This is a genomic window from Stenotrophomonas lacuserhaii, from assembly GCF_039674585.1.
GTDB classification, from domain to species: domain Bacteria; phylum Pseudomonadota; class Gammaproteobacteria; order Xanthomonadales; family Xanthomonadaceae; genus Stenotrophomonas; species Stenotrophomonas pennii_A.
Window position 1 is genome coordinate 99,691 of sequence record NZ_JBDJNU010000005.1, and the last position, 19,898, is coordinate 119,588.

At 67.2% G+C, this 19,898-nt stretch carries 18 protein-coding genes and 1 tRNA gene; 15 read left to right on the plus strand and 4 right to left on the minus strand.

From position 1 onward, the window contains the following. The first annotated feature begins 49 nt into the window (after positions 1-49). Complete coding sequence (locus ABE522_RS03550; RefSeq protein WP_346590515.1) at positions 50-286, plus strand: DUF1272 domain-containing protein; 237 nt, start codon at positions 50-52, stop codon at positions 284-286. 92 nt (positions 287-378) lie between these two features. Here the strand turns inward: ABE522_RS03550 and ABE522_RS03555 are convergent. Then, a tRNA-Arg gene (locus ABE522_RS03555) sits at positions 379-455 on the minus strand. Between the two features lie 120 nt (positions 456-575). Between ABE522_RS03555 and ABE522_RS03560 the strand changes: the two genes are divergently transcribed. From ABE522_RS03560 to ABE522_RS03585, 6 genes are all read left to right on the plus strand, one after another. After that, on the plus strand, positions 576-1,208 hold the full coding sequence (locus tag ABE522_RS03560) for a phosphatase PAP2 family protein (RefSeq protein ID WP_346590516.1): 633 nt from the start codon (positions 576-578) through the stop codon (positions 1,206-1,208). Positions 1,209-1,302: 94 nt separating this feature from the next. Continuing rightward, positions 1,303-1,647 (plus strand): hypothetical protein, encoded by a 345-nt coding sequence (locus ABE522_RS03565; protein WP_346590517.1) that lies wholly within the window; start codon positions 1,303-1,305, stop codon positions 1,645-1,647. 82 nt (positions 1,648-1,729) lie between these two features. Then, the gene (locus ABE522_RS03570) at positions 1,730-2,839 is read left to right on the plus strand and encodes a polysaccharide biosynthesis/export family protein (RefSeq protein ID WP_320504537.1); all 1,110 of its coding nucleotides are present in this window, start codon (positions 1,730-1,732) and stop codon (positions 2,837-2,839) included. A 76-nt stretch (positions 2,840-2,915) separates the two neighbouring features. Next, positions 2,916-3,530 carry a YjbF family lipoprotein gene (locus ABE522_RS03575; RefSeq protein WP_346590518.1) on the plus strand — a complete coding sequence of 205 codons (615 nt, stop codon included), beginning with the start codon at positions 2,916-2,918 and terminating at the stop codon, positions 3,528-3,530. Positions 3,531-3,533: 3 nt separating this feature from the next. After that, a complete protein-coding gene (locus ABE522_RS03580) occupies positions 3,534-4,301 on the plus strand; it encodes a capsule biosynthesis GfcC family protein (protein WP_346590519.1) in 768 nt (255 codons plus the stop codon). After that, the gene (locus ABE522_RS03585; protein WP_346590520.1) at positions 4,301-6,508 is read left to right on the plus strand and encodes a YjbH domain-containing protein; all 2,208 of its coding nucleotides are present in this window, start codon (positions 4,301-4,303) and stop codon (positions 6,506-6,508) included. Before ABE522_RS03580 ends, ABE522_RS03585 begins: the two co-directional genes overlap by 1 nt. A gap of 60 nt (positions 6,509-6,568) precedes the next feature. Here ABE522_RS03585 and ABE522_RS03590 read toward each other — a convergent pair whose 3' ends face one another. Continuing rightward, the gene (locus tag ABE522_RS03590) at positions 6,569-7,003 is read right to left on the minus strand and encodes an arsenate reductase/protein-tyrosine-phosphatase family protein (protein ID WP_192083728.1); all 435 of its coding nucleotides are present in this window, start codon (positions 7,001-7,003) and stop codon (positions 6,569-6,571) included. 68 nt (positions 7,004-7,071) lie between these two features. Continuing rightward, the gene (locus tag ABE522_RS03595; RefSeq protein ID WP_406846296.1) at positions 7,072-8,553 is read right to left on the minus strand and encodes an undecaprenyl-phosphate glucose phosphotransferase; all 1,482 of its coding nucleotides are present in this window, start codon (positions 8,551-8,553) and stop codon (positions 7,072-7,074) included. 455 nt (positions 8,554-9,008) lie between these two features. Between ABE522_RS03595 and amaB the strand changes: the two genes are divergently transcribed. Genes amaB through ABE522_RS03630 form a run of 7 tightly spaced genes read left to right on the plus strand, consistent with a single transcriptional unit; the run spans position 9,009 to position 15,464 of the window. Continuing rightward, entirely contained in the window at positions 9,009-10,541 is a 1,533-nt protein-coding gene (gene amaB, locus ABE522_RS03600; protein ID WP_346590521.1) for an L-piperidine-6-carboxylate dehydrogenase, read from the plus strand. Then, positions 10,541-11,329, plus strand: coding sequence for an SDR family NAD(P)-dependent oxidoreductase (locus ABE522_RS03605; RefSeq protein ID WP_346590522.1), 789 nt, complete (start codon positions 10,541-10,543; stop codon positions 11,327-11,329). The genes amaB and ABE522_RS03605 overlap by 1 nt, the downstream gene beginning before the upstream one ends. 46 nt (positions 11,330-11,375) lie before the next feature. Continuing rightward, positions 11,376-11,660 carry a DUF4190 domain-containing protein gene (locus ABE522_RS03610; RefSeq protein WP_346590523.1) on the plus strand — a complete coding sequence of 95 codons (285 nt, stop codon included), beginning with the start codon at positions 11,376-11,378 and terminating at the stop codon, positions 11,658-11,660. Positions 11,661-11,667: 7 nt separating this feature from the next. Then, on the plus strand, positions 11,668-12,438 hold the full coding sequence (locus tag ABE522_RS03615) for a class I SAM-dependent methyltransferase (protein ID WP_346590524.1): 771 nt from the start codon (positions 11,668-11,670) through the stop codon (positions 12,436-12,438). A 7-nt stretch (positions 12,439-12,445) separates the two neighbouring features. Further along, positions 12,446-13,501 carry a quinone-dependent dihydroorotate dehydrogenase gene (locus tag ABE522_RS03620; RefSeq protein WP_346590525.1) on the plus strand — a complete coding sequence of 352 codons (1,056 nt, stop codon included), beginning with the start codon at positions 12,446-12,448 and terminating at the stop codon, positions 13,499-13,501. Beyond that, positions 13,501-14,544 (plus strand): UDP-N-acetylmuramate dehydrogenase, encoded by a 1,044-nt coding sequence (gene murB, locus ABE522_RS03625; RefSeq protein WP_346590526.1) that lies wholly within the window; start codon positions 13,501-13,503, stop codon positions 14,542-14,544. The genes ABE522_RS03620 and murB overlap by 1 nt, the downstream gene beginning before the upstream one ends. 32 nt (positions 14,545-14,576) lie before the next feature. Further along, positions 14,577-15,464 carry a DMT family transporter gene (locus tag ABE522_RS03630; protein ID WP_346590555.1) on the plus strand — a complete coding sequence of 296 codons (888 nt, stop codon included), beginning with the start codon at positions 14,577-14,579 and terminating at the stop codon, positions 15,462-15,464. 22 nt (positions 15,465-15,486) lie between these two features. Here ABE522_RS03630 and ABE522_RS03635 read toward each other — a convergent pair whose 3' ends face one another. Continuing rightward, the gene (locus ABE522_RS03635) at positions 15,487-16,236 is read right to left on the minus strand and encodes a hypothetical protein (protein WP_346590527.1); all 750 of its coding nucleotides are present in this window, start codon (positions 16,234-16,236) and stop codon (positions 15,487-15,489) included. A gap of 493 nt (positions 16,237-16,729) precedes the next feature. On the opposite strand from ABE522_RS03635, the gene ABE522_RS03640 reads away from it, so the two are divergent. After that, positions 16,730-19,852, plus strand: coding sequence for a discoidin domain-containing protein (locus ABE522_RS03640; protein ID WP_346590528.1), 3,123 nt, complete (start codon positions 16,730-16,732; stop codon positions 19,850-19,852). Positions 19,853-19,898: the final 46 nt, after the last annotated feature.

Consider the following 19,898-nt stretch of genomic DNA (forward strand, 5'->3'; position numbering starts at 1 on the left):
GTCGGCTCGACGCTACGCTGGCGTCCTGACTTGGTTCCGGGTGCACCCGATGCTGCAGATGCGTCCAGGCTGCGAATTCTGCGATATCGATCTGCCGGCAGTGTCGACCGGCGCGTGGATCTGCTCGTTCGAATGCACGTTCTGCACGGCATGCGCGAAGGGGCGGCTTGGTGGACGCTGCCCGAACTGCGGCGGCGGATTGTGCCCGCGACCGACGCGCGAGGGTGCCGCGCTGAAGCGCAGCCCTGCCTCGCCGGTACGGGTGTTCAGGCCCCTGGGCGGCTGATCCAGCCCGCCTGCGGGCGTGCCCGCGTCAAAGGACCTGGTCGCCGTCGACGCGGCGAATGGGTGGGAGAGTTGTCCACTCCCCATTGATTCTGGTGACCCCGGCCCGATTCGAACGGGCGACCTTCCCCTTAGGAGGGGGACGCTCTATCCAGCTGAGCTACGGGGCCAGATCGAGGGTGTGAAGGATACAGCCTGAACGCACGCAGGACTACCACGTAAGGCCTATGGTCAGCCGGGCGGCGCACCTGCGCCGTATCCTGTCCCACCCCACCCGGTCCCTCCCCTGCATGCCGTCCACGTGGCACCTCCTTTCAATCCTGGGTGACAGCCGCCTGCTCGTACCGTCAGCGCTGGTCCTGATCGTCATGGGCTGGCGTCGGCGCAGCCGTTGGCATCTGCGGTGGGTGCTCATGCTGTGCGTCACCGGCGCCATGGTGCTGGCCTCCAAACTGGCCTTCCTCGGCTGGGGCATCGGTTCGGCGCGCCTGGATTTCACCGGCATCAGCGGCCATGCGGCCATGTCTGCCGCGATCTGGCCCGTGCTGCTGGCCGTTTGCCTGCCAAGGCGCGGCGCGTGCTGGGCCAGCGTGGGCGGCCTGCTGTTGGCAGCTGCAATCGCCTACTCGCGCCTTCCGCTCAACGCGCATTCCTGGTCGGAAGTGACGAGTGGATGGCTGCTCGGCTCGCTGGCTGCCGCCTGGACCCTGCGGCGCCTGGACCCGACCGCCCGCGCATCGCCCGGGTGGCTTGCAGCGGCACTCTTCGCGGGCGCGTTCATGCCGGCTGCCTTTCCCCAGGCAACGACGCATGAGGCCGTGGTGCGTCTGGCCACCGCGCTGTCAGGGGCGAAGAAGGCCTACGCGCGAAGTGCGCTGCATGAGAAATCCGTCACATTGCAACGTAAAATGCTGGCGCCATAGGCCTTTCATGTCGTGATTGCCTTGACAGCCCTCGCGCATGCCCTGACCATAGGGGTGTTCAAATCCCCCCAGACGGAGTAGGAGACCCCGTTTTATGAAGAAGATCTTTGCAGTACTGGCCCTCGTTGGCCTGTCTTCCCCCGTCCTGGCTCAGGATGCACAGGTTCAGCAGTCCTCGACCACCACCAGCGCGGAAGTCGCAGGCGCCGAAGCAACCGGTTATTCGACCGTTGCCATCGCCAGCACCGCTGTGGCGGCTGTTGCGACCGCAGCGGTTCTCTACAGCATTGGCGGCGACAGCTCCAGTGGTGAGAACGACGCAGGCGGTGGCGGTGGCGGCGGTGGTGGTGACGGCGGTGGTGGCACCGGCGGCACTGGCGGTACGGGTGGCACCGGCGGTACCGGTGGCACCGGCGGCACCGGTGGCACGGGCGGCTGATCAGCAGCCCGCTTGAATCCCAGCCCTCGCCGGGCAATGCTTGGCGAGGGTTTTTTTTGCCTGCCGGAAACCACATAGATCCATGAAAACCAAGCTCTCCTGCCTTGCTGTCGCCCTTGTCGCGTCTGCCACCCTTTCCGGCTGCCTGCTGGCGCCGGGCCAGCACCTGCGGCAGGGCGATGTCTCGCGCTCCACGCAGAGCGACGATGGTCGCCTCGAAATGGCCACGATCACCCCGAAGCTGATCGCAATGGACCGGGCAACGCAGGCCGGGCAGGTGCTGCCCGCAGAGCTTTTCGACTACCAGCCGCAGGAGTACCAGGTCGGCATCGGCGACGTACTGTATGTGACGGTGTGGGACCATCCGGAATTGACCGTGCCTGCCGGCTCGCAGCAGCAGGGCAACCTGGCGGGCCGGCTGGTGCAGAGTGACGGTTCGATGTTCTACCCCTACATCGGCAAGATCACCGCACAGGGCAGGACGCCGGTCCAGCTGCGTGAGGAGATCACCCAACGGCTCGCCAAGTACATCGAATCCCCGCAGGTCGACGTTTCCGTGCTGACCTACGGCAGCCAGCGGGTATGGATCACCGGTGCAGCCGAGCGCTCGACGCCGCTGTCGCTGGGCACGTCTCCGTTGACACTGTCCGACGCGATCAGCCAGGGCGGTCTGAATGCCAGCCAAGCCGACCTTTCCGGCGTGCGCCTCAGCCGTGCCGGGGTAACCTATACGATCAACCTGGAGACCCTCGCCAACCAATACGGCGGGCGCCAGCTGTACCTGAAGGACGGCGACTCGATCTTCGTACCGTATCTGGACCGCAAGGAAATCTTCGTCGTTGGCGAAGTCAACCTGCCCGGCGCTTACAGCTTCCGTACCGGCGATGTATCGTTGAACCAGGCCCTGGGACGTGCCCGTGGCATCACGCAGGCCACCGCCAGCGGCAATTCGGTCTACGTGATCCGGGGCGCGAAGGACCTGATCGCCGAACCGTCGATGGTGTACCAGCTCGAAGCACGCTCGCCGACCGCCTTTGCCGTGGCCAGCCAGTTCATGCTGCAGCCCGGAGATGTCGTCTTCGTCGGTGCCGCAGGCGTGACGCGCTGGAACCGCTTCGTCAACCAGCTGCTGCCGTTCACCAGCATTCTGTACAACGCAGCACGTACGGAAAGCGAAATCGGAAACAACTGACATGGCGCACGACGAGGTCCCTGCTGCCACTTCTTCCACGGAGTGGCATAGGGTCGGGCTGCTTGCGGCCGGATCCATGCTGGTTCTGGGGCTGGCGGCCTGTACATCGGCCAGCCGCTCCACCAGCGATTCCTTCCGGCTGCTGCTCAACCGCCAGGTCGAACCCGCGCCCGCCCAGGTCGCTGCGAGCCGCTATCCGCTGATCCAGCTGCGTGCTCCTGACATGAGCGCGGTGATGGTGCTCGGCTATGTCGATGATGGGCAGCAGGTCTGGTACGCAGGCAACGAAGCGGTGTTCCAGCTGGACCGCGATGGCCTGGTTACAGGGACGTCGGGGAACGGAAGGCGGATAAGCAACCGCATCGTCGGGGATTCGCCGTTCCACGACCTCGCGGCGGTCACCACACCGGTGCAGGTGCAGCGCCAATACGACGCGACCCCGGCCTATGCGGTGTCGGTGCCGGTCACCGGTACGCTCACCCGCCACGGCATGGACAAGGTGGAAATCCTCGGCAGGCAGATGCAGCTGGTGCGCTTCGAAGAGCACCTGCAAGGCGGAGGCATCGGTGCAACCAACCTGTACTGGGCGGATGCAACGACCGGCTTCATCTGGAAGAGCCGCCAGCACCTGGCACCCGGCTATGCGGTGGAACTCACCCAGCTCAAACCCTACCGCACGGCGCAGGACTGAATGATGATGTTTCGCAGTGCGGCGACGCTTGTCCTCCTGGCCTGCTCCTTCTCCCTGTGGGCTGCGGCACCGGTCCCGGGTGTGTCCGAAGTCAGCGTGCAGGGCGCGGTCGAGGTGCCCGGCGCCGTCCAGGTACAGGCGGGCGGACGCATCTCCGACGTGCTCAACGCAGTGCGCCCCAGTGCAGCGGCCTACCTGCTCGGCAGCAGCCTGCAGCGCGAACACGAACGGCAGGACCAGCTGCGCCTGCGCGCCGGCCTGCTGCATACGCTGGGACAGTTGCCCCAGCATGAAAACCTCGATGTACGGGCAGCAGGCGAACGGCTGCACGACTGGCTGGAAGCTCACCCGGCCACCGGTCGTGTGCGACTGGTGCTCGATCGCCGCCTGATGCAGGCCCAGCCGCCCAACAATCCCATCGCCAGGCAGGGGGACAGCATCATCATCCCGCTGCGCCCGCACACCGTGCACGTCGTCGGCGCCGTTACCCAACCCTGCACGCTGCCCCACCAGCCGCTGCAGGATGCAAAGGCCTATCTGGCGCACTGCCCTGTTTCCGTTGCCGCAGATCCGGACACCCTGTACGTCGTGCAGCCGGACGGGCTGGTGCAGGCCTTGGGCATTGCGGCGTGGAACCGTGCCGATCCGCAGCCCGTGGCCGCCGGCGGCACGATCTACGTGCCGGTACGCGAATCGGCGATGAAGCACATCGACACCTCCTTCAACGAAGACTTTGCTTCGTTCATCGCAACGCAACCTGTCGATCCTTGATGACCGTTCCCGCGAAACCCCTGCCCGCCCGTCGGCCCGCCACCCTCGCCGTGAGCCTGCTGGCGATGTGCCTGTCCACCGCGCTCCACGCGCAGCAGGCACCACCGGTGACCGCGAGCGAATGGGGTGGCAGCGGCTTGCTGCAGACCCCCACTGCGCGCATGAACACCGCGGGCGACATTGCCTTCACCGCGTCGCACAACTCCCCCTACAGCCGCTACAACGTCACGTTGCAGCCGTTCAGCTGGCTCGAAGGAACGTTCCGCTATATCAACGTGTCCAATATCCGTTACGGTCCGAGCATTGCCGGGGACCAGAACTACAAGGACAAGTCGATCGATTTCAAGCTGCGCCTGTGGCAGGAATCGCGCTGGATGCCGGACGTATCGTTCGGCGTGCGCGACATCGGCGGCACCGGCTTCTTCTCCAGTGAATACCTGGTGGCCAGCAAGAACTTCGGCCCCGTCGACGCCTCGCTGGGCCTGGCGACCGGCTACCTGGGCAACCGCGGCGACTTCTCCAACCCGCTGGGGGTCATCGATGACCGCTTCAAGGACCGTCGCCCGATCGCCACCAGCGCCATTGCCCAGGCCGGCAAGTTCGGCGTCAGCAACATGTTCCGTGGACCGGTCGGCATCTTCGGCGGGCTGACCTACCAGACGCCCTGGGACGCCCTGCTGGTCAAGGTGGAATACGACGGCAACGACTACAAGCGCGAGCCCCGTGGGAACAACCTCACGCAGCGGACACCGGTCAATGTCGGCCTCGTTTACGTTCCCAACCCCAACGTCGAATTGACCGCGGCCTGGGAGCGCGGCGACGCGGCGATGTTCTCGCTCACGCTGCGCGGCAATCCCGGCGGCGCATCCGCGGCGCCCAAGCCGTTTGATCCACCGCCGATCAACCCGGCTGCAGCCGCCGTGCAGCGCGCCGAGGCCGCGAAGGCCCCGGGCCTCGCGTCGGCCGCCGACAGGCCTGAAACCGGCACTGCCAGCCGGGTGGAGCCGGACTGGGCGACCATTTCATCACAGCTCCGCGACAACGCGGGCTTCCGCGTCGACCAGATTTCCCGCCGCGGCAACGAACTGTTCGTCGACGGCTACCAGGTGCGTTACTTCAGTCCGGCCAAGGGCCTCGGCCGGGCAGGCCGGATCCTGTCCAGTACGACGGGCGAGGATTACGACTGGTACACCCTGCGCACCACCCGACTGGGCATGCCGATCGTGGACATGTCGGTCAAGCGCGACGCGCTGCTGGGCAACCTGGACGGCACGGTCGACGACGATGTCCTGCGGCGCAGCACCGATCTGCAGGCACCTGCCGAAGTGGACCGCGAGGTGCTTTACCGCGTCCCGCACCGCCCGTACGGCGGCGGTTTCAGCCTGGGTTACCGGCAGAATCTCGGCGGCCCGGACGGCTTCATCCTGTACCAGGTCGCGGCCAACTACTCGGGCAGTTTCTTCTTCCGGCCCGACATGTGGCTCACCGGCACGGTCAGTGCCGACCTGTTGAACAACTACGACAAGTTCAAGTACAACGCGCCCAGCCGGCTGCCGCGCGTGCGTACCGACCTGCGTCGCTACATGGTCGACAACGACGTGACCCTGCCCAACCTGCAGCTCAATGTCGCCCACCGCTTCGGTCGCGACGTTTACGGAATGGCTTACGCCGGTTACCTGGAATGGATGTACGCCGGCGTCGGCGGTGAGCTGCTGTACCGTCCGATGGACCAGCCGTGGGCTGTCGGGGTGAACATCAACCGCGTGCAGCAGCGCGACTACGACCAGCACTGGGGCCTGCGCGATTACCGGATGACCACCGGCCATGCCACGCTGTACTACGCATTCGACGCGCGCGAACGCATCGTCGGCTCGATGTCGGTCGGGCGCTACCTGGCCGGCGACTACGGCGCCACGGTGAACATCGCGCGCGTGTTCGACAACGGCGTGACCATGGGCGCGTACGCGACCAAGACCGATGTGTCGGCCGCCGACTTCGGCGAGGGCAGCTTCGACAAGGGGCTCTACTTCAGCATCCCGTTCGACAACATCCTGCCCCGCTCCACCCGCGCGCGTGCGGCGATCAACTGGAATCCGCTGATCCGCGACGGTGGCGCGATGCTGTCACGCAAGTATTCGCTGTACAACGTGACCGGCGAGCGCGACGAGCGATTCTTCTATGACAACCTGAAGTCGATCACCGACTGACCGGCGAGGTGCCGACCAGGGTCGGCACTGCCTTGGCGGCACCACCGTCCGCCACGCGCGCTACAGGTACTTGACCCAGCTCTGCACGCCTTCGGCCATCAGCTTGTACACGTGCTCGAAGGCGGCGCGCTGCTGGCGATACGGATCGGGGATCTCACGGTCCTGCTGCCACTTGCCCAGCAGGAAGGTCTTTCCCGAGGCTTCCGGTGCGATCTCGGTGATGCGGCGGACGTGCTTGCGCTCCATCGTCAACACCAGGTCAGCCTGCCCGAGGATGCTGCCACTGATCTGCCGTCCACGATGGCTGCTGCCATCCAGCCCATGCTCGAGCAGCAATGCCTGTGCGGTAGGGTCGACGCCATGGTCGACCAGCGCCCCCAGCCCTGCGGAAGACACCTCGATGCCCTTGCCGGCCACCAGGCCGCGCAGCATGACCTCCGCGGAGGGGCTGCGGCAGATGTTTCCCACGCACACGAAAAGAATATTCTTGAACACAACCGGTTCCTGTCGCCATCAGCGCACAGGGTAGCGCAGCGGCCGGCCGGGATGCATCAGCAAGCGGCCTAGTAAGCCGACTTCTGCCCCAGCACCTTGAATGCCGTCAACGCGATGATGCGCACGTCCAGCGTCGGACTCCATCGACGGATGTAGTCGATATCGTACTGCACGCGCTTCTTCATCGAGCGCAGCTCCGGCGTTTCGCCGCGCAGGCCATGCACCTGGGCCCAGCCGGTAATGCCCGGCTTGACGTAATGACGGTGCATGTAACGCCCGATCAGCTTTTCATAGTGGTTGTTGTGCTGGATCGCATGCGGGCGCGGCCCGACCACCGACATGCTGCCGCCGAGCACGTTGAAGAACTGCGGAAGTTCATCCAGGCTGCTGCGGCGCAGGAACGAACCAAAGCGGGTGATGCGCGGATCGTGGCGGGTCGCCTGGGTGATGGTGTCCGGGGTCTCGGCATGTACGCGCATGGAGCGGAACTTCAGCATCCAGAACTCCTTTCCACCCAGGCCATGCCGGCGCTGGCGGAACAGGACCGGGCCCGGCGAACTCAGCTTCACCCCGACCGCCAGCACGGCGAACACCGGGGCCAGCAACACCACCGCGATGCCGGCCACCAGCAGGTCCTCGATCCGCTTGACCAACCTGAAATGCTGGTCCGGCAAGCCCTGCCGCACGCCGATCATCGGCACGTTGCCGACCAGGTGCACGCCGGGATTCAGCGCGCCGTAGCCACTGATGTCCGGAATGATGCGGACCGGCACTGGAAAGCGCTCGATCTTCTTCAGCATGTCCTTGATCTGCGGCCCGCTGCCCATCTGCAGCGACACCCATACCTGGTCGAACTCGCCGCGATGCAGGTCCATGTACCGCGGCAGCTCGTCGATGCTGCCCAGGCAGCGCGGAGCATCCCCCCCGCGCCGGGTGGCGATATCGCCAGGGCTTGAGAAATAGCCGATCACTTCGTCGCCCATTTCCGGTTTGCCGCGCAGCAGACGGTGCAGTTTCAGCGCGGGCGCACGCAAGCCGACCAGCAGCACGCGCTGGCGGTCCAGGCCCCGGGAGCGAAGTCGGTGCAGCTGCACACGAAGGCAGATGCGGGAAGCCGTCATGCCCAGCAGGCCCAGCGCGTACCACGCGACCAGCCAGAACGTGGGCACGACGTCGGCCATGTCCACCAGAACGGCATACATGGAGAACAGCCCGAAGGAGGATGTCCAGGCCAGCAGTACTATCCACAGATCTGCCAGCAGACCGCGCGCCCGCCAGTTGCGATAAAGCGGGGCTATGCCGAAACAGATGATGGTGCTGAGCAGCAACGCGCCGAACACCACGCGCTGCGGCTGGGAGGGCGACACGGCGCCATTGCGGACCAGATGACTGACGATCGCAGCTCCGGGTATGACCAGCAGGTCAGCGAGCCGAAGCCCCAACTCCAACGCGGCGCGCGCTTCAGCACGACGACCGCGACCTGCTGCCTGCGGTTCTGGAAGGCCTCCTACAGATCCCTGTAGCACTTCAACGTCTCCTGGCTTACGCATCTTCCGGCACCTCTTCGCTCCTACGCTGGCCTCCCCTGTCAGCGCAACAAAAAAAACGACAATAGAAGAAACGCATTGATTTATGACGTAAATGTACCAGACTCGCTCCCCACCCCGTACTGGTAAAACGTGAACTGGCTCACAGGTCAGTCCTATTTCGGGCCAAAAGCGCCAACATTTTGACGCAGAGGGTAGCCCGCATCGGACAAAGCGTTTCAGGGTGACGCCACGATTCCCGCGTTGGTATTGCGCCACAACGCGCAACCCGCCGCCATCAGAAAATGCCGGTACCGTGCGTGCTCGCCGCAGCACGACCGGCAAGGCCCCGCCGGCCAGCGCGCCCACCGCAGCGCACCATGCCCGCGCCGGCCCCTCTGCTACCATCTCCGGCTCAGTGCGCCGCTGCCCCCAGGGCCTGCGGCCGCCCCAATACAACGCGAAAAGAGGGAGTCTGCATGTCTGCCAAGCTGCTCAAGGCCTTGGGCCTGGATGCGATCAACGCCGGTACCTACCTGGGCAACGGCGAGTGGTCCACCGCCACCGGCGGCGAGCTGATCACCCCGGTCAACCCGACCACCGGTGAAGCCATCGCCCAGGTCCGCGCCACCACCGACGACGAATACGAAACCGTGATCGCGCGGGCGCAGGAAGCCTTCAAAGTGTGGCGCACCACCCCGGCCCCGCGCCGCGGTGAAGCGGTGCGCCTGTGCGGTGAAGCCCTGCGCGCCAACAAGGACGCGCTGGGTTCGCTGGTGGCCCTGGAAATGGGCAAGAGCAAGCCGGAAGGCGACGGCGAAGTGCAGGAGATGATCGACATCGCCGACTTCGCGGTGGGCCAGAGCCGCATGCTGTATGGCTATACCATGCATTCGGAGCGTCCGGGCCACCGGATGTACGAGCAGTACCAGCCGCTGGGCCTGGTCGGCATCATTTCGGCCTTCAACTTCCCGGTGGCGGTGTGGGCGTGGAATGCGTTCCTGGCCACCGTCTGCGGCGATATCTGCCTGTGGAAGCCCTCCAACAAGACTCCGCTGACCGCGATCGCGTCCATGCGCATCTGCAATGAAGCGCTGCGCGAAGCCGGCTTCCCCGACCTGTTCTTCCTGATCAACGATGCCGGCACCGCGCTGTCGGAAAAGATGGTGGCCGACAAGCGCGTGCCGCTGATCAGCTTCACCGGTTCGACCCAGGTCGGCCGCACGGTCGCCGAAAAGGTCGCCCACCGCCTGGGCCGCTGCCTGCTGGAACTGGGCGGCAACAACGCGATCATCCTGGATGAGACCGCCGACCTGAAGCTGGCGATCCCGGGCATCGTGTTCGGCGCGGTCGGTACCGCCGGCCAGCGCTGCACCACCACGCGCCGGCTGATCGTGCACGAATCCATCCATGACGACGTGCTGGCCACGCTGGTCAAGGCGTACAAGCAGGTGGAAGGCAAGATCGGCGACCCGACCGACCCGGCCAACCTGATGGGCCCGCTCAACAGCGACGGTGCCGTGCAGCAGTTCCTGGCCTCCATCGAAAAGGCCAAGGCCAGCGGTGGCACCGTGGAAACCGGCGGTACCCGCATCGACCGCGCCGGCAACTTCGTGCTGCCCGCCATCGTGACCGGACTGAACAACAGCGACGAGGTCGTCCAGCACGAAACCTTCGCGCCGATCCTCTACGTGATGAAGTACAGCACGCTGGACGAGGCCATCGACATGCAGAATGGCGTGCCGCAGGGCCTGTCCTCGTCGATCTTCACCACCAACCTGAAGGTGGCCGAGCGCTTCCTGTCGGCGGCCGGTTCGGACTGTGGCATCGCCAACGTCAACATCGGCACCTCCGGTGCGGAAATCGGTGGCGCGTTCGGTGGCGAGAAGGACACCGGCGGCGGTCGTGAATCCGGCTCGGATGCCTGGAAGGTCTACATGCGCCGGCAGACCAACACCATCAACTACTCCGACTCGCTGCCGCTGGCCCAGGGCATCAAGTTCGACCTGTGATGGCAGAGACCGCGTCTGTGCGCGACGGCCGGCCGGCGATGGATTTTGCCGGCCGCCGGGTAGTGATTGCCGGTGGCAGCAAGGGCATCGGCCGCGAACTGGCGCTGGCCTTCGCCGGCGCGGGTGCGTCGGTGTCGGTCTGCGCGCGCGGCGAACAGGGGCTTGCCGCACTGGCGCACGATGCCGTGGACCAGGGCACGCCGTTGCACACCCACGCCGCCGATCTCTCCCATCTGGAGCAGATCGGGGGGTGGTTGCAGCACGCCGCCGAAGCCCTCGGCGGCATCGATGTATTGGTCAACAATGCGACCGGCTACGGCATGGCCGACGACGAAGACGGCTGGACCGCCAGCCTGCAGATCGACCTGATGGCGGCGGTGCGCGCCTCGCGGCTGGCGCTGCCCTGGCTGCGCGCCTCCACCGATGCCTGCATCCTCAACCTGTCCTCGATCGCCGCCCAGCAACCGCGCCCCAGCGCGGCGCCGTACGCCGCGGCCAAGGCGGCGCTTGCGCACTACACCACCAGCCAGGCACTCGCGTTGGCGCCACATCGGATCCGGGCAAATGCGATCGCACCGGGCTCCATCGAGTTCCAAGACGGCCTGTGGGATCGCCGCCGCGTGGACGATCCGGACCTGTACCACGGCACTCTGGCGAAGATTCCGTTCGGCCGCTTCGGCCGTCCCGAAGAGATCGCCCATGCCGCACTGTTCCTGTGCTCGCCACTGGCAGGATGGATCACCGGACACGTGCTCAATGTCGACGGTGGACAGGTATTGATGGGCTAATGCAGGCACAACCTCTATCATGACCGGGTCTTTAGGGAGGACCCGCATGAGCGTGCCTAACCGTCATACCAGTGGACTGGCCGTCGCCAGCCTGGTCCTGGGGATCTGCAGTTGGACCGTGCTGCCGTTCGTCGCCAGCCTCGGGGCGATCATCACCGGGCACATGGCACGCGCGGAGATCCGCCGCCGCCCGCACGAGCTCGATGGCGATGGGCTGGCCATCGGCGGCCTGATCCTGGGCTGGCTGATGGTGCTCGGCGCGCTGCTGGCCGTCGGTGCCTTCCTCGCCTTCTTCGGTGGCCTGGCCTGGCTGGCCCACGTTTCGTCATGAGGTGGGCATGAGCACTCCCGAATCCGCTTCGCGCTTCTCCAACCGCGTCGAAGACTACGTGCGCTTCCGCCCCGGTTACCCGCCCGCCCTGCTGCGGTGGCTGCACGACGAACAGGGCGTGCCGCGCGAGGCGCTGGTGGCCGACATCGGTGCCGGCACCGGCATTTCCAGCCAGGTGCTGCTGGCTGCCGGTCATCCACTGATCGCGGTGGAGCCCAATGCGGCCATGCGTGCGGCGGCCGAACAGTGGCTGGGCACGGAGTACCCCCGCTTCCGCGCCGCCGACGGCACCGCCGAGGCGACCGGCCTGGCCGATGCCAGCATCGGCCTGGTCAGCGCCGCGCAGGCCTTCCACTGGTTCGATACGGACGCCGTGCGCCGCGAGTGGAAACGCATCCTGGCCCCGGGCGGGCGCGTGCTGGTGTTCTGGAATTCCCGCCTGCTGGACGCCTCCCCGTTCCTGCGTGGCTACGAGCAGCTGCTGCTGGAATTCGGCACCGACTACAGCGCCGTGGCCGAGCGTTACCAGACCGATGAGCAGATGCGCGAGTGGTTCGCCGGCGGCCTGCAGGCCATCGGCTATTTCCCCAACGTGCAGATGCTGGACTTCGATGCCCTGAAGGGCCGCCTGCTGTCCTCTTCATACGCCCCCACCGCCGGCCAACCGAAGCATGACGCCATGCTGGCGGCGCTGCGCACGCTGTTCGACCAGCATGCCATCGACGGCAACGTTGCTTTTGAATACCAAACCCGTGCCTTCCTCGGCACGCTGGACTGATCTGCCCATGTACTCGCTTGCCCGTCCCTTCCTGTTCTCCCTCGATGCCGAACGCGCCCACGGCCTAGGCCTGGCCGCGCTGGATACGGCCTACCGGTTCGGCACCACGCCGCTGGTGGCGCCGCGCATCGCGCCGTTGCCCACGCCCGCGTTCGGCCTGACCTTCCCCAACCCGGTCGGCCTGGCGGCGGGGCTGGACAAGAACGGCGCGCATATCGATGCGCTGTTCGCGCTGGGCTTCGGCTCGGTGGAGATCGGCACCATCACCCCGCGGCCGCAGGCGGGCAATCCCAAGCCACGGCTGTTCCGGCTGCCGGACCATGGCGCCATCATCAATCGCATGGGCTTCAACAATGCCGGCGTGGATGCACTGGTGCGCAATGTGGAAGCCGCGCGTGACCGCCGCGGCCTGCTCGGCATCAACATCGGCAAGAACAAGGACACCCCCAACGAGCAGGCACTGGACGATTACCTCGCCTGCCTGGACAAGGTGTACCCGCTGGCGGACTACATCACCGTCAACATCTCATCGCCCAACACCGCCGGGCTGCGCGAACTACAGGAAGAAAACGCGTTGCGCCAGCTGATCGCCGGCCTGCGCGAGCGCCAGGAACAACTGGCCAGCGTGCACGGCAAGCGCGTGCCGATGCTGGTCAAGGTGGCGCCGGACCTCAACGAACGCGATATCGATGCCGCCGCGCGCGTGCTGGCCGAACTGCAGGTGGACGGAGTGATCGCCACCAATACGACCATCGATCGCAGCCGCATCGCCGGCGACGCACGCGCCCACGAAGCCGGCGGCCTGTCCGGCGCCCCGCTGCTGGAACAGTCCACCCTGGTGCTGCGCCGCCTGCGCGCGCGGCTGCCGGAAAGCATGCCGCTGATCGGCGTGGGTGGCATCAGCTCCGGTGCCGATGCGGTGGCCAAGATGGCCGCCGGTGCCGCACTGGTGCAGCTTTACAGCGGCCTGGTGTTCCGTGGTCCGTCGCTGGTGTCCGAATGCGTGGAGGCGATCCGTCGCCGCCGCGAAGCACCCAGCCGCGGTGCGGTGGGAGGCCTGTGATGGCGAACAGCGGTTGGACCCTCACCGAAAACGCCTCGTTGCTGGCGCTCAACACCTTCCACGTGCAGGCGCAGGCCGCGCAGCTGCTGGAAATCCAGGACTCCGCCACCCTGCCCGATGCCTTGGCCCTGCCGGGCGTGGCCGAAGGCCCCTTGCTGGTGCTGGGCAGCGGCAGCAACGTGCTGCTGGCCGGTGACGTGGAGGGCACCGTGCTGGTGTTCGCCAACCAGGGCATCGACATCCTCGAACACCGCGCGGACTACACCGTGGTGCGCGCCGCTGCCGGGGTGAACTGGCACAAGCTGGTGCTGTGGTCGCTGCAGCATGGGCTGTCCGGGCTGGAAAACCTGGCGCTGATTCCCGGCACCGTGGGGGCATCGCCGATCCAGAACATCGGCGCCTATGGCGTGCAGGTCGGTGAGTTCATCCAGACCGTCGAAGCCTGGGACCGCGACGCCGGCGAATGGGCGCGGCTGGATACCGAACAGTGTGCTTTCGGCTACCGCGACAGCGTGTTCAAGCAGCAGCCGGACCGCTACCTGATCACCGCCGTGGAGCTGCGCCTGCCGCTGCTGCACGAACTGCGCATGGACTACGCCGGCATCGCCGAAGAACTGCAGGCGCAGGGCGTCGATACGCCCAGTGCGGTGGACGTGGCCAACGCGGTGATCGCGATCCGCAGCCGCAAGCTGCCTGATCCTGCCGTGCTGGGCAACGCCGGCAGCTTCTTCAAGAATCCGATCCTCGGCGTGGACCAGGTCGAGGTGCTGCTGCAGTCCTTCCCGCAGCTGCCGGTGTATCCGGCAGAGCGCGAGGACCAGCGAAAGGTATCCGCTGCCTGGATGATCGAACACTGTGGCTGGAAGGGCTTCCGTGAAGGCGATGCCGGGGTGGCACCCAGCCACGCACTGGTGCTGGTCAACCACGGCCATGCCAGCGGCGCCGAACTGCTGGCGCTGGCACGAAGGATCTCCGCTTCGGTGCTGGAAACCTTCGCGGTAGCGATTGAACCGGAACCGCGGCTGATCGGCGCGCAGTGGTGACCCCCACCCTGTCGAGCACCGCCGCGCCGCCGATGCGCGCGGCCTGGTTGATGCTGGGCAGTACGCTGTCATTCGGCTTCATGGCCCTTGCCATCCGCTACGCCACCGCCCACGTGCCGACCCAGGAAGTGGCCTTCTTCCGCAATGCGTTCGGACTGGTGGCGTTGCTGCCGATGCTGCTGCGGCCAGGCCGTGCGCCGCTCAGGACCCAGCAGCTGCCGCGCTATTTCATGCGCAGTGCGATCGGCCTGGCGTCGATGCTGTGCGCTTTCTGGGCGCTCGGCCACCTGCCGATGGCGCAGGCCGTCTCGCTGTCCTACTCCACGCCGTTGTTCGTCACCATCGCGGCGGTGCTGTGGCTGGGCGAGACGGTGCGCGTGCGGCGCTGGGCCGCGGTGATCATCGGCTTCATCGGCGTGCTGGTGATCGTGCGGCCGGGCACCGGCAGCTTCAGCGTCGGCAGCCTGGTGGCGGTGGCCGCAGCGGTGCTGAGCTCGGTGGTCGCCATCCAGATCAAGCAGCTCACCCGCGTGGACAGCGCCGATACGGTGGTGTTCTACACCTATGTGTTCTGGGTACCGCTGTCGCTGATACCGGCGCTGTTCGTCTGGCAATGGCCCGCAGGCATCGCCTGGCTGTGGCTGGCGCTCACCGGCGTGCTGGGCACGCTTGGCCAGCTGTTGTGGACCCGTGCCCTGCGTCTGGGCGAAGTGTCCGCATTGACCCCGATCAGCTTCATGCAGCTGCCCCTGGTCAGCGTGATGGCCTGGCTGTTGTTCGGCGAGGCGCTGGATCGCTGGACCGTCATCGGCGCGCTGGTCATCCTGGGGTCCAATGCCTACATCGCGCACCGCGAGGCGGTACTGGCGCGCCGGGCGAAGAGCGAAGCCGCCAGCGCGGCCGCCAAGCCGGGCGAATAGTCCGGCGCCGCGCGCGGCGGAATCAGCCCGCCCCGGCCCGCCAGAACGTATCCCCCTGGACCCGCCTGGCCCGTTCTGCATCCAGCAGGGTGTCCAGCCGCCGCAGCGCGTCGCGGCGTACCGCCACCGGATGCGCTGCCGCCTGCGGCCCGAACAGCAACTGCTGGGTTTCCACCAGGTGGCGCAGCACGCGCTGGTGGCGATAGGCCTCGTTGCAGACACCCGGCGAGGCGCTGCGCGCAGGGGCCTGGTCCAATGCCGAAGCATGCCGGCCGAGCGCATCGTGCAGCGCTTCGGCACGCGCGTGCATGGTCGCGATGTGCTGGCGGTTGCGCCGCCACATATCGACGAACGCCTGTCCCAGGATGTCCGTCGCGGTTGGCAGGCCCGCTGGCTGCGCAAGCCAGCTGCCTACCCGTTCCAGTGCGCGGCCGTCGGCACACGCCCAGGCGTGCGGTAGGCAAGGGAGCGCAGGCTCCACCGGGCCCGCTGGCTGCGGCCGCGTCGCATCGCCGGGAGGCTGCCGCGCCGAAAGCACTTCCCTCAACACCCAGTGAAGACCCCAGCGGATCGCGCCCGGCACCCGCGCGCGACCCGCCTGGCGGCGCAGGGACGCTGCCTCCAGCTGCCACCGCCGGCCTGCGTCATCAACGACGTCGAACCTCGCCATCACGCCTTCGCTCTCGCTGGACTGTCGTCGTACGCTTGCTGCGACGACGCCGAACGCGCGGGCCAATATCTCCGTTGCATGGACGATCGGCACCTGGTTCATGAGGAATCCGCCATAGGACTGGTCTGAATCCGCACTATCCCAGAAGCGGAGAAGCGGGACGTAGAAACAGCCTGCTGGCGACACCGCTGGTCGCTCCCGGCCCGCTGGGCCCGCTGACCTGCAAGCCATTTACGACACACAAGACTCAGGATCGTCGAGAGATGCGGGCTATGGCCCGACGTCGAACGCACGGTCGACGACCGATCCCGGGCAGGATGCGACGTCGGTGGGATGCGGGCTACCATAAACCGCTTGTGCGCACGATCGGATATCTGGCGCGATCTGGCGCGTTCAGCCAGCGCGCCGCGCGATCGGCTGACCTTTCCGGTCGCGACGCCCGACCCCACGGACCATCCGCCCCTGCTGGCTGCCTGCCTGAGCGGGCCTCTGACGGCGCCGGCGGCATACTGCAATGCATCATGTAAGCGCTTCCAGCCCCTGTTAGCGTCTGCTCACCCCATGTGGGGTCCGCGATGCGTCGAGGAGTGGACAGATGGTGCTGCATGCCGGTGACGGGAAGACGATCCAGTGGGCGACGGCGGGCGTGGCACGCCTCCTGTTGCTGCCGACCCTGGCCTGGGCCGGTGTCGGCAGTACGCAGGAACTGGCGCCGCGCAGCCAGTGGCAGGCCAGCAGTTCCTCGCAGCAGGTGGCGGCGATGGCCATCAGCCACCTGATCGACAATGATCCCAAAACGGTGACCGGCGGCGCGTTCAGCCCCGGCCACTGGTTCCAGGTCGATGTGGGCCAGCCGGCGCTGCTCGGCGGCGTTCGCATTACCTGGGACGTGTCCAATCCCGAGGGCTACAGCGTGCAGACCTCGCTGGATGGCAAGCAGTGGGAAGCGGCCTACACCATGGGCGATTCGCTGGGCGGCGTCGAGACGCTGTTCTTCGCCCCGCGCCAGGCCCGCTACCTGCGCGTGGCCAGTCCCGAACGCACCTCGGACTGGGGGGTGTCGATCCTTGAAATGGAGCCACTGGATACCCGCAGCAGCGCGCGCACGGCCGGGCTGGGCGCCGGGCCCGCCGCCGCGCTGTGGCAGGGAGGCGGCGCGGTGGCCCTTCCGGCCGCAGCCGACGGACGGCACGTGCTGGAGGTCGCCCTGCCCCGCGCATTGGCCACGACCGGGCTGGTAGTGGACTGGGCGGACAGCGCGCACGGCGCTGCGCGGTTGGAGGTGCAGGACGCGAACGGCCACTGGACCGTGCTGGCGCGTGACCCGCAGGCCGGCAGCCGCCAGCAGAGTTGGCTGGCCGGCAATGCCGCCGTGACCGCACACGGACTGCGAGTGCAGGTGGAGGGCAGCGCGCCATCAGTCCAGCGCATCCGCCTGCTGGGCCCTGCCGCGGTGATGACCCCGATGAAGCGTTACCAGGTTGCCGCCAGTGGCGCGCAGCGTGCGTTGGCCCCGGCATCGCTGCAGATGCAGCAGACCTACTGGACCGCCGTAGGCGTGCACGCCGGGGTGCAGAAATCGATCTTCGACGAGTACGGCAACATCGAAGCCTTCAAGGGCGCCCCGCTGGTGCAACCGATCTGGCGCAGCGCCGACGGCCGTGCCGCAGGCGCCGCGGGACACCCGGTGCGGCACGCGCTGCGCGATGGCTGGAAACCGATGCCATCTGCCACGTGGACACCGCAGCCAGGGCTGGACCTGCGCAGCGAAGCGTTCGCCATTGAACTCGGCGGGCAGCCGGTGACGCTGGTCCGCCACCGCCTTCACAACACCGGTACCACCCCGATCAACGGCACGCTGACCCTCGCCGTGCGCCCGATGCAGATGAACCCACCGTGGCAGAACGGCGGCCTGTCACCCATCCGCGAGATCGCGGTGGCAGGACGGACAGTGAGCGTGAATGGCCGCCGCCTGCTGCACTCCCTCACCGCGGTGGACGAAGCCGGCGCGGCACCGTTCGGCGCAGACGGCAGCAGCGAAATCAGTGCAGCCATCGCCGGCGGCCAGCTGCCCCGCGCGCAGCACGCGCAGGATGCCGACGGCCTTGCCGCGGCCGGCCTCGCCTACCGCATTGCGTTGAAGCCCGGCGCATCCCGCTCCGTGGTGGTCGCCTTCCCGCTGGGCACCGCGCCAGCGGCCGCCGATGGCAGCCTGCCGCAGGCGCCGCCGCTGGAGCTCGCCGACGCCGCGGCCGACGCCGATGCGCACTTCGATGCACTGGCCGCACGCGCGTCCACTGACTGGCAGGCGCGGCTCGGCCAGGTCGGCCTGCGGCTGCCGGACCCTTCGCTGGTGGACATGCTGCGCGCGCAGGCCGCCTACATGCTGATCAACCAGACCGGCCCGGCGATGCAGCCCGGCCCGCGCAACTACAACCGTTCCTTCATCCGCGATGGCATGGCGACGTCGGCGGTGCTGCCGCGCATGGGCGAAGCCGCGGTGGCACGCGATTACCTGGCCTGGTACAGCGCGCACGGCGTGCACGCCAACGGCCTGGTTTCCCCCATCCTCAACAACGACGGCAGCGTCAACACCGGCTTCGGCTCGGATATCGAATACGACAGCCAGGGCCAGTACATCAGCCTGGTTGCTGACGTGGCGCGACTGGATGGCGGCCCGGAATCGGTGCGCGCCTACCTGCCAAAGGTAAAGGCGGCAATGCGTTTCCTGCAGGAACTGCGCGAGCGCACGCTGGTGCCGGGCTACATGGCCGGGCATCCTTCGCCGGAGCGTTTCGCCGGCATCCTGGCCCCGTCGATCAGCCATGAAGGCTACCCCGCGCCGACCCACAGCTACTGGGATGATTACTGGGGCATCAAGGGCTGGCACGACGGTGCGTGGCTGGCCGAGTCACTGGGTGACCCGGAAACCGCCGCCTGGGCGCGCGAACAGGGTCGCCTGCTGCACGACGCGGTGGCGGCCTCGATACGCGCCACGATGGCGTGGAAAGGCATCGACTTCATTCCGTCTTCGGCCGACCTGGGCGATGGCGACCCGACCGGTGTTTCGATCGCGCTGGACCCCACTGGCGCGCAGGACGTGCTGCCCGATGCCGCGCTGCGCACCACTTTCGCGCGATACCTGGACGATGTGCGCAAGCGCGCGCAGCCGGGCGCGCTGTATGCCTACACGCCGTACGAAATCCGCAACGTGCTGAGCTACGTGCACCTCGGCCAACCCGAAGCAGCGAACGAATTGCTGCTTGGGCTGCTGCATGACCGGCGGCCGCTGGAATGGCAGGTGCTGGCCGAAGTGGTGCACTCGCGGCTGCGCTTCCCGCGCTACCTGGGCGACATGCCGCATACGTGGATTGGCGCGGAATACGGCCGCACCCTGTTCGGCATGCTGATGCGCGAGGACGACGACACGCTGTCCCTGCTGCCGGGCACGCCGGCGTCCTGGCTCGTGGGTGATGGCCTGTCGGTGGAGCGCCTGCCGACAGCGCATGGCACGTTGAAGATGGATGCACGCCAACGTGATGGCGTGCTGGCGATGACGCTGGGCGAAGGCCTGCGGGCCGGCACTGCCGTGCGGGTGTGGTGGCCCAGCCGCACGCGGCCGCGCGAGGTACGCGTGGACGGACGCCGCGTGGACGCATTCGATGCCGATGGCGTGTTGCTGCCACGCGCGTTCAAGCACCTGGAAGCGCGCTGGTAGACCACTGGCCGTGGAGGTACGGACGCTAACGGGCCTGCAGGTTGTC

What these genes read in the sequence shown, in the direction of transcription:
- ABE522_RS03585 (WP_346590520.1), top strand. Translation starts at nt 4,301, where the DNA reads ATGACCGTTCCCGCGAAACCCCTGCCCGCCCGTCGGCCCGCCACCCTC.
- ABE522_RS03570 (WP_320504537.1), top strand. Translation starts at nt 1,730, where the DNA reads ATGAAAACCAAGCTCTCCTGCCTTGCTGTCGCCCTTGTCGCGTCTGCC.
- ABE522_RS03635 (WP_346590527.1), bottom strand. Translation starts at nt 16,236, where the DNA reads ATGAACCAGGTGCCGATCGTCCATGCAACGGAGATATTGGCCCGCGCG.
- ABE522_RS03620 (WP_346590525.1), top strand. Translation starts at nt 12,446, where the DNA reads ATGTACTCGCTTGCCCGTCCCTTCCTGTTCTCCCTCGATGCCGAACGC.
- ABE522_RS03580 (WP_346590519.1), top strand. Translation starts at nt 3,534, where the DNA reads ATGATGTTTCGCAGTGCGGCGACGCTTGTCCTCCTGGCCTGCTCCTTC.
- ABE522_RS03615 (WP_346590524.1), top strand. Translation starts at nt 11,668, where the DNA reads ATGAGCACTCCCGAATCCGCTTCGCGCTTCTCCAACCGCGTCGAAGAC.
- ABE522_RS03560 (WP_346590516.1), top strand. Translation starts at nt 576, where the DNA reads ATGCCGTCCACGTGGCACCTCCTTTCAATCCTGGGTGACAGCCGCCTG.
- murB (WP_346590526.1), top strand. Translation starts at nt 13,501, where the DNA reads ATGGCGAACAGCGGTTGGACCCTCACCGAAAACGCCTCGTTGCTGGCG.
- ABE522_RS03605 (WP_346590522.1), top strand. Translation starts at nt 10,541, where the DNA reads ATGGCAGAGACCGCGTCTGTGCGCGACGGCCGGCCGGCGATGGATTTT.
- ABE522_RS03640 (WP_346590528.1), top strand. Translation starts at nt 16,730, where the DNA reads ATGGTGCTGCATGCCGGTGACGGGAAGACGATCCAGTGGGCGACGGCG.
- ABE522_RS03575 (WP_346590518.1), top strand. Translation starts at nt 2,916, where the DNA reads ATGCTGGTTCTGGGGCTGGCGGCCTGTACATCGGCCAGCCGCTCCACC.
- ABE522_RS03565 (WP_346590517.1), top strand. Translation starts at nt 1,303, where the DNA reads ATGAAGAAGATCTTTGCAGTACTGGCCCTCGTTGGCCTGTCTTCCCCC.
- ABE522_RS03610 (WP_346590523.1), top strand. Translation starts at nt 11,376, where the DNA reads ATGAGCGTGCCTAACCGTCATACCAGTGGACTGGCCGTCGCCAGCCTG.
- ABE522_RS03595 (WP_406846296.1), bottom strand. Translation starts at nt 8,553, where the DNA reads ATGCGTAAGCCAGGAGACGTTGAAGTGCTACAGGGATCTGTAGGAGGC.
- amaB (WP_346590521.1), top strand. Translation starts at nt 9,009, where the DNA reads ATGTCTGCCAAGCTGCTCAAGGCCTTGGGCCTGGATGCGATCAACGCC.
- ABE522_RS03630 (WP_346590555.1), top strand. Translation starts at nt 14,577, where the DNA reads ATGCGCGCGGCCTGGTTGATGCTGGGCAGTACGCTGTCATTCGGCTTC.
- ABE522_RS03550 (WP_346590515.1), top strand. Translation starts at nt 50, where the DNA reads ATGCTGCAGATGCGTCCAGGCTGCGAATTCTGCGATATCGATCTGCCG.